This window comes from Thalassobaculum salexigens DSM 19539 (assembly GCF_000423805.1).
GTDB classification, from domain to species: Bacteria; Pseudomonadota; Alphaproteobacteria; order Thalassobaculales; family Thalassobaculaceae; genus Thalassobaculum; species Thalassobaculum litoreum.
The window spans coordinates 928747-942248 of the sequence record NZ_KE384094.1 but is presented as its reverse complement, the minus strand read 5'-3'; the positions used below and the strand labels follow the sequence as shown (position 1 = coordinate 942248).

The 13502-nt window shown below is 66.8% G+C and carries 13 protein-coding genes; 9 read left to right on the top strand and 4 right to left on the bottom strand.

All coding sequences use genetic code 11. The features are described from left to right. Window positions 1-225: 225 nt before the first annotated feature. Together G578_RS27250 and G578_RS0119620 are read right to left on the bottom strand one after the other, a co-directional pair. Window positions 226-1746 (bottom strand): glycosyltransferase, encoded by a 1521-nt coding sequence (locus tag G578_RS27250; protein ID WP_084619040.1) that lies wholly within the window; start codon window positions 1744-1746, stop codon window positions 226-228. Between the two features lie 674 nt (window positions 1747-2420). Further along, entirely contained in the window at window positions 2421-3119 is a 699-nt protein-coding gene (locus G578_RS0119620; RefSeq protein ID WP_028795685.1) for a Crp/Fnr family transcriptional regulator, read from the bottom strand. Window positions 3120-3277: 158 nt separating this feature from the next. On the opposite strand from G578_RS0119620, the gene G578_RS0119615 reads away from it, so the two are divergent. The 8 genes from G578_RS0119615 to G578_RS0119580 all read left to right on the top strand — a co-directional run bounded on the left by G578_RS0119615 (window position 3278) and on the right by G578_RS0119580 (window position 10557). Continuing rightward, window positions 3278-3466, top strand: a complete 189-nt coding sequence (locus G578_RS0119615; protein ID WP_028795684.1) for a periplasmic nitrate reductase, NapE protein — start codon at window positions 3278-3280, stop codon at window positions 3464-3466. Continuing rightward, window positions 3463-4011 (top strand): ferredoxin-type protein NapF, encoded by a 549-nt coding sequence (napF, locus tag G578_RS0119610; protein WP_084619039.1) that lies wholly within the window; start codon window positions 3463-3465, stop codon window positions 4009-4011. Before G578_RS0119615 ends, napF begins: the two co-directional genes overlap by 4 nt. After that, window positions 4008-4322, top strand: coding sequence for a chaperone NapD (locus tag G578_RS27245; protein WP_051245038.1), 315 nt, complete (start codon window positions 4008-4010; stop codon window positions 4320-4322). Before napF ends, G578_RS27245 begins: the two co-directional genes overlap by 4 nt. Beyond that, window positions 4309-6813 (top strand): nitrate reductase catalytic subunit NapA, encoded by a 2505-nt coding sequence (gene napA, locus G578_RS0119600; RefSeq protein WP_028795682.1) that lies wholly within the window; start codon window positions 4309-4311, stop codon window positions 6811-6813. Before G578_RS27245 ends, napA begins: the two co-directional genes overlap by 14 nt. 21 nt (window positions 6814-6834) lie before the next feature. After that, window positions 6835-7302 carry a nitrate reductase cytochrome c-type subunit gene (locus G578_RS0119595; RefSeq protein ID WP_028795681.1) on the top strand — a complete coding sequence of 156 codons (468 nt, stop codon included), beginning with the start codon at window positions 6835-6837 and terminating at the stop codon, window positions 7300-7302. A gap of 10 nt (window positions 7303-7312) precedes the next feature. After that, on the top strand, window positions 7313-7912 hold the full coding sequence (locus G578_RS0119590) for a NapC/NirT family cytochrome c (protein WP_028795680.1): 600 nt from the start codon (window positions 7313-7315) through the stop codon (window positions 7910-7912). 88 nt (window positions 7913-8000) lie between these two features. After that, window positions 8001-9164, top strand: a complete 1164-nt coding sequence (locus tag G578_RS27240; RefSeq protein WP_051245037.1) for an NnrS family protein — start codon at window positions 8001-8003, stop codon at window positions 9162-9164. Between the two features lie 241 nt (window positions 9165-9405). Further along, window positions 9406-10557 carry an HPP family protein gene (locus G578_RS0119580; protein ID WP_245565652.1) on the top strand — a complete coding sequence of 384 codons (1152 nt, stop codon included), beginning with the start codon at window positions 9406-9408 and terminating at the stop codon, window positions 10555-10557. Window positions 10558-10598: 41 nt separating this feature from the next. Here G578_RS0119580 and G578_RS30410 read toward each other — a convergent pair whose 3' ends face one another. Next, the gene (locus G578_RS30410; RefSeq protein ID WP_084619037.1) at window positions 10599-10826 is read right to left on the bottom strand and encodes an HGGxSTG domain-containing protein; all 228 of its coding nucleotides are present in this window, start codon (window positions 10824-10826) and stop codon (window positions 10599-10601) included. A gap of 317 nt (window positions 10827-11143) precedes the next feature. Continuing rightward, a complete protein-coding gene (locus tag G578_RS0119575; RefSeq protein ID WP_028795678.1) occupies window positions 11144-12016 on the bottom strand; it encodes a LysR family transcriptional regulator in 873 nt (290 codons plus the stop codon). 106 nt (window positions 12017-12122) lie between these two features. Between G578_RS0119575 and G578_RS0119570 the strand changes: the two genes are divergently transcribed. Further along, complete coding sequence (locus G578_RS0119570) at window positions 12123-13439, top strand: aspartate aminotransferase family protein (RefSeq protein ID WP_051245036.1); 1317 nt, start codon at window positions 12123-12125, stop codon at window positions 13437-13439. Window positions 13440-13502 lie beyond the last annotated feature (63 nt).

The following is a 13502-nucleotide window of genomic DNA, read 5'->3' as shown; positions in this document are numbered from 1 at the left end:
TGCGCAGAGCCAGGCGAGAGGAGGGTCGATGCGTACTGGAGGGTCGATTGAGCGGGGCTGCACCACGGCCAGCACCACTGCCAGCACGAAAATAATCGGCGCATAGGCGGCGCCGTTGATGAGGCCCAACGTCGGCAATAGGACACAAGCCAGTGCGACAGCAATGGCGGAGATATGGCGTCTTCCGGCTACGCCGTCGCGGAAAAGCATCTTGGCCGCGCCGTATCAGTCGGCCGGTGACGGATGGGGTCGCGCGAGGTTCTCGGTCCGGGCGCGGTATGGATTGTCCAGCAACGTCAGTACGCGGTCACAAATGGTCGCGTCCCACTTCGCCAAAGCCTCCCGGTCACCCTCGGCCAGCGTAGCGTCGAGCTGATCCGCATCCAGGATGAGGACCGATCGGCCGCATACTTGGCGGTCTACGAGCCGTCGCAATCCCGCGAGTTCAACCAGTGCCGCATCGCGCGCCAGCGATGTGTCCTGTCCTTCGTCATATGTCCAATACGCGATTGCGGCGAGCACCGCCGCCGAGATCCGCCGGGCATCCGCACCGGGCTCGCTCTTCAGCATTTCTGCAGTCACTGCCGAGATCAGACGAGCGTTGAGTTCCGACACATCGATCCGCACCTGTCCGCTGGTTGCCACCCGCCGATAAATGGCCAGGAGATTGCCCAGCACCCGCTCGCGTGAGAACTGCTGCACATACTTGCGGTATCCGGCGTCAACCAACCGCGCAACGAGATCACGGTCCTGCGACAGCCGGTTCACCGCCGATGCCAGCTCCGCAGGTCCGTCGAACGGTACAACCAGGGCGTCCTCTCCATCGACCACATATTGACGTGGGCCGTCCGCCGGCGTCGTGATCAAGGGGCGACGCATCGACCATGCCTCGGCGATGACGGTTCCGAACGGTTCGTACCGGCTCGGCAGAAGACAGATATCGCAGAGCTCCAGCAACGCGCGCCGATCGGTCCGCCAGCCGAGAAAGCGGACCCGATCCGACACGCCCAGAGTGGTCGCCAGGCGCTGATATCGGAGCATTTCCGGCCCCTCGCCGGCTAGCAGCAGGACTGCATCGGGAAGATGGCGAATGGCCTCGATCGCGGTGTCGATACCCTTCTTTTGATGCATCCTGGACAGCATCAGCAGGACCGTCGCAGCTGGTGCGATCGCCAAGTCGTCACGCAGTATGGGGGGGGCGTCGCGCAAGGTGCCGAAGGTGTGGCAGAGGTAGGTTCGTCCGTGACCATCGCAGGTCGCGCGGATGTGCCGGCAGATGTCCGGGGTCACTCCGATAAAGGCGTCGCAGTGCCCAAAATACTTTGCCGAATAGTATCCTCCCATCCATCCCACCACTGGGCACGGCATCTCGGCGGCACCGACACCGGACCTGGGCACGAAGGATGCCGCTCGCGCCATCCAGGCGTGGACGATGTCCGGACCCCAGTCCTCTGCCACCGATCGGACCCGGGCTTGACCGCCGAGATGCCGCGAGACCTGGGAGAACGACATCGTGACGGTCGGCAGACCCAACGCGGTCATCCGCTGCACGGTCAGGTCATGCGGCCTGCAGATGACCTTTTGCTCCACACCCAGTTCCGCCAGGGCCTCGATCGCGTCCAAGGCGAAAGTCTCCGCTCCGCCAGTGGAGGCTCCCGCGATCACATGCAACACGCGCAAGCCCGTCACATCTTGGGGGTGGCGATTGGAGCTGGCACGAGACCGTGCGGAACATCGGTAAGGCATCAAGGTGCTCCCCGCGGGCCCGACTGAGACAGGGGTCCGGCCATCCCAAGCGACTGGTGGAGATCGGGGAAAGAGGCCAGAGACACAGCATGGCCGGACCGCCGCACTGTCGGCGGCGAACCTCACGGTCGTATGGCTTCAGGATTACCGATTTGTATAGAGTCCCGGGGCGGAACCGGTGGCCTTGGTTGGTCACCTAAATGGCTCAACTCAGATCGCCCAATGGTGGCGGCGCTCCTGGGGCAGTAGGAATGGCGCCCTGAACGTCCGAGGCTCGTTCTGCCCAGAGTAGCTCCTCCTACGTCACGCAATGGTCGACCCAGATCGGGCTTAGAGTGCGATCCGCTCGGAGATTGTCGGTTTTGCGGTATATCTGAGCGGCTTACATGCGTCGGAACGTGTGGGTTCCGTAGGCTGAACTGTCGAGCCCGGCACTCTCCACCGAGGTATAAACGATCCGGGCATACTGCCGCTCTTCCAACGCGCAGGCCGATCTGCCGTCGACCCGATGCGGTCGTTCGACGTACCGGCTCCGTGCGACCCATATCGGACGTTGGAGGTCTATGAGCCGTTCATCCCTAAAAGTGGACGTTCAACGTAACGGTATGTTGGAACATACAATCGTTCAAAACACGAACATCGGTGCCCGGGTTAGCCGACGCATCCAGATACGACTAACCCGACGAGAGGCGTCCTAAAGTGCCCGAGCCCAGCGCATTCTCCAGGACCTTAGGATCGTCGATCGTGACCCGGTTGCGGTCGATCGAGATCCCATGGCAGCCGAGCTTCGCCAGATTTCGGGAGAGGCTCTCCGGCTGCATGCCAAGGCGCTGGGCGATCAGGCTCTTGTCGTAGGGAAGCTCGAAGGTCGAGCGCGCCTTCCGCCCGTCCGGGCAACATGTCAGCAGAAAGGCGGCGATCCGCTCAGTGGCGGTGCGGGTCTTCAGCTGCTCGACTTCGATGGTCAGGGCGCGCAAGTGCATGGCCAGGGACGCGATCATGCCCGTGGCCACCCGCGGAGAGGCGGCCAACAGACGCTCGAAGGCCGCGCGATCGATGGAGACCAGCCGCGCATCCTCCGCCACTTCGCCGCTGGCCGGAAACGCGCTGTCCAGGAACAGGGCCGCCTCGGCCAGGGTTTCTCCCGGCCCGAAGACCCGGATGACGACACGCTGACCCGTGTTGGTGTCGCGGAACAGGGTCACCCAGCCGCTGATGACGAGATACAGGCGGTCCATCGGCTCGCCCTCGTGGAACAGCGGGGTCCCCTTGGCCTGTGTCTGTTCCCGAACGATCGGAATCAGGGCGTCGATCTCGCGATCGGAAAGGCGGGAGAACAGTGTCGCGGCCCTGAGATCGTCGGCGGCAAGCATGAATGCAGCGCCCCGTGGCTCGGTGAGACCGCCAGGAAATCGATCCACTTGACCAAAGTCAAGGCGGGTGCGCTGCCGCAGGCGTAAGGTTTGCACCAACAAACGGCGTGCTGTCGCCGAAAGAACAAGAGCCACGCGACCAGGGAGGGCTCGGGTTGATGACCGACCTTGAGAGCAGTGTCGGGCGAGCGGAACCGCCGGCAACCCGCAACCGCGAGATCACGGCGTTTCTGGTGACCACCTTCCTCGTTTTTCCGGGGCTGGCCGTCGGGTTCGTCGGAGCCTACGGATTCGTTATCTGGATCTCGCAGATGATTCTCGGCCCACCGGGGCCGCCCGCGGGATGAGCCGCTCGAGGACATCGACGCCCACGCAGCCGGCCGGACCGGACCGGGCGCGGCGTGCCTTTCTGCGAGGCGCCTTCCTTGCGGGTGGAGCGGACGCGACGCCTGAGCCGCTGCGACCGCCCTGGACCGACGACGGACGTGTGCTCGACGCCTGCACCCGGTGTGGCGACTGTCTGCGCGCCTGTCCCGAAGGCATCGTGATTGCCGGCGACGGCGGCTTTCCCGAGGTCGATTTCGGCGCCGGATCCGGCACATGCACATTCTGCGGGGCCTGCGCCGGGGCCTGTCGGGCCGAGGTGTTCGAGCCCGCCCGCAACCCTGCCTGGACCGTAACAGCCGTTATTTCCGAGCAGCGCTGCCTCGCCGTCGCCGGGGTCCATTGCGAGACCTGCCGCGATGCCTGCGGAGAGGCGGCCGTGCGGTTCCGACCGCGGCTCGGCGGGCCGCCGCGCCCGGAACTGGAGCCGGACCGGTGCACCGGCTGCGGCGCCTGCGCTGGAACCTGCCCGGCGGACGCCATCACCCTGCAACCGGAGGCAGCATGAGCGCCGAATGCCACATCGCCAGCCTGCTGATCCAGTGCCGCCCGACGGCGCTGGAAGCGCTGGCCGCCACGATCGGGGCCGAGCCCGGGGTCGAGGTGCCGATCACGGATCCGACGGGCACCCTGATCGCCATGCTGGAGAGCCCCGATCAGGGGACGATCGCCGATCTGGCACACCGGTTCACCGGCCTCGCCGGCGTACTGAGCTGCAATCTGGTTTTCCACGGCATCGACGGGGAGGCGGGTCAGCCCGATCCGACCGCGCTTGCCGGGAACGGGAAGGCTGAGGGAGTGGACGATGAGCGAGCTTAAGACGAGCAGACGGGACGTTCTCAAGGCGCAGGCGCTTCTCGCCGCGACGGCGGCCGCGGGATTGCCGGCACCTGCCGCGGCCCAGAACCTGGTCACCGACCGGTCGCAGACGGATCTGAAATGGTCGAAGGCGCCCTGCCGGTTCTGCGGCACGGGCTGTTCGGTGATGGTCGCCACCAAGGAGAACCGGGTGGTGGCCACTCACGGCGACGCCAAGTCCGAGGTGAACCGCGGCCTGAACTGCGTGAAGGGCTATTTTCTGTCGAAGATCATGTATGGCCGCGACCGCCTGACCACACCCCTGCTGCGGATGCGGAACGGGGCGTTCGCCAAGGACGGCGCGTTCACGCCGGTGAGCTGGGACCAGGCCTTCGACATCATGGCGGAGAAGTTCAAGAAGGCGCTGTCCGAGAAGGGACCGACCGCCGTCGGCATGTTCGGCTCGGGCCAGTGGACCGTCTGGGAAGGCTACGCTGCGTCCAAGCTGTTCAAGGCCGGCTTCCGCTCGAACAACATCGACCCGAACGCCCGTCACTGCATGGCGTCGGCGGTCGGAGGCTTCATGCGCACCTTCGGCATGGACGAGCCGATGGGCTGCTACGACGACATCGAGGCGGCGGATGCCTTCTTCCTGTGGGGCTCGAACATGGCGGAGATGCACCCGATCCTGTGGACCCGGGTGACCGACCGCCGGCTCAGCGCGCCCCATGTGAAGGTCGGCGTCCTGTCGACCTTCGAGCACCGCTGCTTCGACCTCGCCGACATCGCGATGGTGTTCAAGCCGCACTCCGATCTGGTGCTGCTCAACTTCATCGCCAACCACATCATCCAGACCGGCCGCGTGAACCGGGATTTCGTGGACAAGCACACGATCTTCCGGCGCGGCAATACGGATATCGGCTACGGCCTGCGTCCGGAGCATCCGTTGGAAATGGCCGCCAAGAACGCCAACGCCGTCGGCGGCTCCACGGCCATGACTTTCGACGAATTCGCCGAGTTCGTCTCCGAATACACCCTGGACAAGGCACATGAGATGTCCGGAGTGCCGAAGGAACGGCTGCTGGAGATGGCCGAGCTCTACGCCGATCCGACGGTCAAGGTGACGTCTTTCTGGACCATGGGCTTCAACCAGCACACCCGCGGCGTCTGGGCCAACAACCTGATCTACAACATCCACCTGCTTACCGGAAAGATCGCCGAGCCCGGGAACAGCCCGTTCTCGCTGACCGGTCAACCGTCGGCCTGCGGCACCGCCCGCGAGGTCGGGACCTTTTCCCATCGCCTGCCGGCCGATCTGGTCGTCACCAATCCGGAGCACCGGGCGACAGCCGAGAAGATCTGGAAGCTGCCGGCCGGGACCATTCCGGACAAGCCGGGCTATCACGCGGTTCTGCAGAACCGGAAGCTCAAGGACGGCGCGCTCAACGCCTACTGGGTCCAGGTCAACAACAACATGCAGGCCGCGCCGAACATGATGGAGGAGACCCTCCCGGGTTACCGCAATCCGGAGAACTTCATCGTCGTGTCCGACGCCTATCCAACGGTCACCTGCGAGGCCGCCGACCTGATCCTGCCCACCGCCATGTGGGTGGAGAAGGAGGGGGCCTACGGTAATGCCGAGCGCCGCACCCAGTTCTGGCACCAGCTGGTCGACGCGCCCGGAGAGTCGCGCTCCGACCTTTGGCAGCTCGTCGAGTTTTCCAAGCGTTTCCGCGTGGACGAGGTCTGGCCGGAGGAACTGGTCTCCCAGATGCCCGAGTACCGGGACAAGACCCTCTACGACGTGCTCTTCGCCAACGGGCAGGTGGACCGGTACCCGCTGGAGGAGACCGCCGACGACTACGCCAACCGGGAGGCCGAGGCGTTCGGCTTCTACATCCAGAAGGGTCTGTTCGAGGAATATGCCGCGTTCGGACGTCATCACGGCCACGACCTGGCGCCGTTCGACGCCTATCACGCCGCGCGCGGCCTGCGCTGGCCCGTGGTGGACGGGCAGGAGACGCGGTGGCGCTACCGCGAAGGCCACGACCCCTATGTCACCGCCGGGGCGGGCGTGGAGTTCTACGGCCACAAGGACGGCCGGGCGCGGATCTTCGCTCTGCCGTACGAGCCGCCGGCGGAAAGCCCCGACGAGGAGTATCCATTCTGGCTGTCGACCGGCCGGGTGCTGGAGCACTGGCACTCCGGCTCGATGACCCAACGCGTGCCGGAACTCTACAAGGCGGTGCCGGACGCGGTCTGCTACATGCACCCGGAGGACGCCCGTTCCATGAACCTGCGCCGCGGCGACGAGATCGCGGTGATCTCCCGCCGCGGCCGCATGCGGACCCGGATCGAGACCCGCGGGCGCAACCGACCGCCGCAGGGGCTGGTCTTCGTGCCGTGGTTCGATGCCAGCCAGCTCATCAACAAGGTGACGCTCGACGCCACCGACCCGATCTCGAAGCAGACGGACTTCAAGAAGTGCGCCGTCCGCATCGAGAAGGTCTGACATAGGGATCGGGAGGGAACCATGCTGCGAATCCTGGCCGCCGCCGCCCTTATCCTCGCGGGGCTGACCTCGGTCGCCCTGACCCAGGAAACCCGGCCACCGGAGGTGGCGGGTCTGCGGGGTACCGCGCCACTGGCCGACAACAGCGACTCGCCCCGCATGCCCCGGGTCGAGGATGGCGCCATGCGCCGGGTGCGGAACTATCCCGAACAGCCGCCGACCATCCCGCATCACATCGACGGCTATCAGGTGGACCGCAACGCCAACCAGTGCCTGTCCTGCCATGCCCGCGCCCGCACCGGCGAAAGCGGCGCGCCCATGGTCAGCATCACCCATTTCATGGACCGGGAGGGCCAGTTCCTGGCGACGGTCTCGCCCCGGCGCTACTTCTGCAACCAGTGTCATGTCCCGCAGGTCGACGCCCGTCCGCCGGTCGAGAACGACTTCGTCGATATCGACTCGCTGATCAACCCCACCGGAAGACAGTAGGCGGCCGGTCATGCGCAAGATACTGACACTGCTGCGGACCTACTGGCGGACCCTCAGCCGCCCGGCGGTCCATCTCAGTCTCGGCACCCTCACGGTCGGCGGCTTCCTGGCCGGAATCGTGTTCTGGGGCGGTTTCAATACGGCGCTGGAGGCGACCAACACGGAGACCTTCTGCATCGGCTGCCACGAGATGCGCGACAACGTCTATGCGGAACTGCAGACCACCGTGCACTTCACCAACCCCTCGGGCGTGCGGGCGACCTGTCCCGACTGCCACGTGCCGCACGACTGGACCGACAAGATCGCCCGCAAGATGCAGGCCTCCAAGGAGGTGTGGGGGACGATCTTCGGGACGATCGACACCCGCGACGAGTTCCTGGAGGAAAGGCTGCGGCTGGCGAAGCACGAATGGTACCGCCTGAAGACCAACGACTCGCTGGAATGCAGGAACTGCCACAGCGAGGAGTCCATGGACTTCACGCGGCAGAGTCGCCGGGCGGCCGATGCGCACCAGTCCCTGCTGGTCCCCGGCGAGAAGACCTGCATCGACTGCCACAAGGGAATCGCCCACGAACTGCCGGACATGTCGGGGGTCGAGGGGTGGCAATAGGATCGACGCGGCGGCTCCGGGCAGCGCACGATATCGGGCGATGACCGGCGACAGGTCGCCGGCCGCAAAGGGGCCGGGCGAGGGGAGGTTGGCTTTCCTCTCCCTCGGCTTCCGGCCGTTCTTCCTGCTGGCCGCCGTCTGGTCGGCGGTGGCGGTCGCGCTCTGGATCGCCGTCTATGACGGGCGGCTGACCTTGCCGGGCCCGGCGGATCCGCTGGCCTGGCATGCCCATGAACTGCTGTTCGGCTATCTCTGGGCGGTGCTGGCCGGCTTTCTGCTGACCGCGCTGCCATCCTGGACGAAGCGGCCGCCGGTCTCCGGCACGCCGCTCGCGGTCCTGGCGGGGTTGTGGGTCCTCGGCCGCGGGGCGATGCTGCTGCCGGGGCTTGCCCTACCGCAGGCCGGGCTTGTGGCGCTGCTGTTTCCGGTCGCCTTCGCCGCGGTCGTCCTGCGCGAGATCATCGGCGGCGGAAGCCGGCGCAACCTGCCGGTCGGCCTCGCGATCGTGGTGCTGGTCCTGGCGCAGATCGGATTCCTGGCCGAAAACGTGCTGCTCGGCTACGCGCCCTACGCACCCCGGCTCGCGATCGCCGTGATGGTCATGCTCGTCTCTCTGATCGGCGGCAGGGTGACGCCGAACTTCACGGCGAACTGGCTGCGGTCGAGCGAACGCGGCTCGGAACCGGCACCGTTCGGGACCCTGGACCGTCTTGTCGTGTTCGCCGGCGCGGTGGCGCTGGCGCTCTGGATCCTTCAGCCGGGCGCGCCGCCCTGGCTGGAGCGGACGGCCGGCGTAGCGCTGGCCGTGGCCGGCATCGGACATCTGGTCCGGCAGGCGCGCTGGTCGCCGTTCGCTGTCCGTCGCGCGCCGCTGCTGGCTGTTCTGCATCTCGGATACTTCTTCGTCCCGCTGGGCTTTGTGCTTGGCGCCTCGGCCGTGTTCCGGCCGGGCTGGATCGACGGCGCCACCGCCCTGCATGCCTGGACCGTGGGTGCCTTCGGATTGATGCCGATCGCCATCATGGTGCGCGCAACCCGGGGGCACTCCGGTCTGCCGCTAACCGCGCCACCGGCCACGGTCGTCGTCTTCGGCGCGATCCTGGCGGCAACGCTCCTGCGCCTTGGAGCCGGTGCCGGGCTGATCGATCCGGCCCTTGGACTCCGTCTCGCGGGCCTGTCCTGGTCGCTCGGCTTCCTCGGCTTTCTTGGGCTCTACGGACGGGTCTGCATCGTCAAGTCCGCCCCGCGCTAACAGGAGCATGGGCCTTCCGTCTCACCCTCCGCGCGCCGCGGAGGGGATCTGGTACGGAAACGCCTTGCAGAACGAAGCCCCCACGCTCTACTGAGCACACCGAGCCATTGAGTGCCGCGCCCTGCGGTCGCGGCTGCGACGGAGCCCGACGCCCGATCCGCTGGGTGTCGGGTCAGGCGGTCTTCATGAAAACAACCCTGCCTCTGCGACCGCCGTTTCCGGGGAGTGAAAAGGAATTAGGTTGAGTATCCTGCGAGCGCTTGGGCCGGTTGTGGCCCGCACGTCGTCGATGGAAGCCGTCCGGGCGGGCTTCGGGGCCCTGCTGGGCCTGGGACTGGTCGGTCAGTTTCTCTTGTCTCCGACCGTCGATCTGACGGATGGGCTGTACCTCGTGGCGCCGCTTGGTGCGACGTCGGTGCTCCTGTTCGCCGTGCCGAACAGTCCGCTTGCCCAGCCCTGGTCCGCGATCGTCGGGAATACCGTTGCCGCCCTGGTCGCCGTCTCCGTCTGTATGGTCGTGAGTGATCCGGTTGCCCGAATAGCGCTGTCCGTCGGACTTGCGGTCTTCGCCACAATCGGCTGTCGCGCGGTCCATCCGCCTGCGGGTGCCGTCGCCATGACCGCCGCAATGAGCCCAGACGCAATGGAGCGACTGGGATTCTGGTTTGCCCTCGCCCCCGTCGCGACGGGCACGATCGCCCTGGTGCTCGTCGCGATCGCCTACGCGCGGATCACGGGGCGCCGGTACCCGTTCCGTCAGTTCGACGATCCGCACTCGAAGGAACCCGGTGACACGGACCCTGCGGAGCGGCTGGGGCTGTCTGAGCAGGACCTGACCGACATCCTGGAACGCTACCGGCAGTCGTTCAATCTCGGCGTCAAGGACCTTGCCCGTCTGATCGGCGCCGCGGAAGTTCAGGTGGCAACCCAGCATGCGGGTCCGCTCACCGCCGCCGATATCATGTCGAGGAATCTGACAACCGTGAGACTGACGACCCCGCTCGGGGACGTCGCCGACCTGTTCAAGCGACACCGCTTCACTTCGCTTCCCGTCATTGATTCCGACGCCCGATACCTCGGAGTGATCTTCCAGATACATCTGATCGGCCGTGCGCGAGACGATGCCTTGCGTCTCGATCGCGGTTTCGCACCCGCTCTGCGGCGGCTGGTTGACCGCGCGCGCGGCAGGCCGGTTCTGGCGGGAGATATCATGAGTGCGACCGGCCCTCGGGCCGTAGCCACGACCCCGCTGAGTGTCCTTCTGGCGATGATGGGCGACCGGGATGTCGATGCGGTGCCGGTGCTCGACTGTGGAAAGCTCATCGGGATCGTCACCCGAACCGATCTGATCGCGGCGATGGCGCGCCGCATCGCGAGAACCCCGTCCGGCTAAGCCACACACGTCTCCTGTCCGACCCAGAGCGGTCAGTCTGATCAAGCCTCCGATAGATTGCGGGCTAAGAGCCAGCCGGCGATCGTCATTGTATCGCATGACCGCGCGCCATGTTTCCAAGCGTTCCGGTTACCCGTCGGAGCGCCCGGATTGGCTCCGCCATGCATACTGCATAGCTTGCGACCTCTGACCGCCGGGGATTGGCAGGGCATCGCCGCCCGAGCCCTGGCCAAGCAAAGTGCGGGCCCGTGCGGCCTTTTCGGTCTCATTGGGATTGAGCAGCAGCACCGTCGACGCTTTCGGCTGGTCGCTGGTGGACGGAGTGCGCCGGGTAGCTCTGGTCCTCTCATCTCCCTCGCCGTGCTTTCGTGCCGATATTCTGAGACGTGCCGCAGCGCTTTCCGATGATGCGTCCGCCGTTCCGATGGCGGGGAAGCTGGAACTTGAAGGTCGCTGCCGCCTTCGCCCCTTTGAGGCAGTAGCAGAATGCCGTCTGGAGGTTGACGGACTCCCCATTCAAATGAGGGACCAAACGGGGCTCAGACCAGGACCATATTTCGCCGGACTCTGTGTCCGCCAATACCCGTTAAGCGCTCTCAGGCTGCTCCAATCGCGCCACGATGAACTCCCCGAACGCCCGGACCACCGGCGGCGGCCGCGTCGAGGCGTAGGCGATCGACAGGCCGATCTCCGGCAGCGCGGGCAGGCCCCGCGCCACCACGAACAGGTCCGGCGGCACCGCCGAGCGGGTCACCACGCTGAACGCCAGGCCCGAGCGCGCGATCGCCAGCAGACCGGCGAAGCCGTCGCTCGCATGGGTGATGCGGTAGGGACGTCCCGCCGCCTCGAGCGCGCTCTTCGCCATGCGGTGATCCAAGGTATCGGGCCCGGACAGGGCGAGCGGGAGGACCGGCGCCCGCAGCAGCTCGGGCTGCGGCGCGTTGGCGATCCACACGAAGGACTCCCGGCGGAAGATCTCTTCCGCCGGGGCCGAGCCGGGTCCGGACAGGGGCACGGACACGATGGCGAGATCGATATGGCGGCGCTGCAGCAGCGGGCGCAGAGCCACCGTCGGCGCGCAGACGATCTCCACCTCCACCTCCGGATTGTCCCGACCGTACCGCCGCAGCAGGTCGGGGAAGAAGGCGGTCAGGTAATCCTCCGGACAGCCGAAGGCGATCGCCCCCTGCAGGCCCTGGGCGCGGATGGACGCCAGGGTCTCGTCATGGGCGGAGAGGATACGCTCCGCCCCGACCATCAGACGCTCGCCCGCCGCCGTCAGGGCGACGCCGGAGCCGGTGCGGTGAAACAGCCGCTCGCCGGTGATGTCCTCCAGCCGCTTCATCTGCAGGCTGACCGCCGACTGGGTGCGGCCCACGCGCTCGGCCGCGGCCCGGATGGAGCCGGCCCGGGCGACGGCGACGAAACTGCGCAGCAGCAGGATGTCGAGATTGGCCATGGCTATAAGAAAAACTCGATTCCGCCATTAGTACTATGAAACTTTCTAACGTCAGTGGGACGGGTAGTCTTGTCCCATGTGGAACGGCCCCGGATGGAGCGCGCAGATGACCCGGCAGGACAGCACGACGACGCCGCAGGACGGCTTCTGGACCGACGTGGAGGCCCACGTCATGCGCTACGGCCCGGCGTTCGAGCGGCGGGTGATCGACCGGGCGGAGGGCAGCTTCGTCATCGACGAGGACGGCGCGCGGATCCTCGACTTCACCTCCGGCCAGATGAGCTCCGTGCTCGGCCATTCCCATCCGGATATCGTGCGCACCGTGCGCGCGCAGGTCGGGCGGCTCGACCATCTGTTCAGCGGCATGCTGTCCCGCCCCGTGGTCGATCTCTGCAGCCGCCTCGGCAGCATGGTCCCGGGGCTGGAGAAGGCGATGCTGCTGTCCACCGGCGGCGAGTCCAACGAGGCGGCGATCCGGCTGGCGAAATGCGTCACCGGCAAGCACGAGATCGTCGCGTTCACCAAGAGCTGGCATGGCATGACCGGCGGGGCCGCGGGGGCGACCTACAGCTCGGCGCGCAAGGGCTACGGCCCGGCGACGGTCGGCAATTTCGCGATCCCGGCGCCGCATGCCTACCGGCCGCGCTTCGCCCATCCGGACGGCAGCCTGGACTGGCAGACCGAGCTGGACGACGCCTTCGCCCAGGTCGACGCCCAGTCGACCGGCAGCCTCGCCGCCTTCATCGCCGAGCCGATCCTGTCCTCCGGCGGCGTCATCGAGCTGCCGGAGGGCTATCTGGCGGCGCTCAAGCGCAAGTGCGAGGAGCGCGGCATGCTGCTGATCCTCGACGAGGCGCAGACCGGCATCGGGCGCACCGGCCACATGTTCGCCTTCCAGCGCGACGGCGTCACGCCCGACATCCTGACCCTGTCGAAGACGCTGGGCGCCGGCCTCCCCCTGTCGGCGATCCTGACCAGCCGCGAGATCGAGGAGGCGGCGTATGAGAAGGGATTCGTGTTCCTGACGACCCATGTCTCCGACCCGTTGCCGGCCGCCGTCGGACTGACCGTGCTCGATGTGATCGGGCGCGACGGGCTGGTGGAGCGGGCCACCGCCTCCGGCGCGCGCCTGCGCGCGGGCATGGAGGCGCTGAAGCAGCGGTTCGACTGTATCGGCGACGTGCGGGGCCGCGGTCTTCTGCTGGGGCTCGAGATCGTGCAGGACCGGGCCGGCAAGGTGCCCGACCTAGACCGGGGAGACCGGATCGCCGCTGCGGCGATGGCGCGCGGCCTGAGCATGAACATCGTCAAGATCCCGGCCATGGGGGCGGTGTTCCGCATCGCGCCGCCGCTGACGGCCACCGACGCGGAGATCGACCTGGGCCTGGATCTGATGGCCGACGCGATCGCCGCCGCCGGATAAGCTCTGGCGGAACTAGCCGGTGCGGATGGCACCGCACAGAACCGAATACCTATCAAAACACCC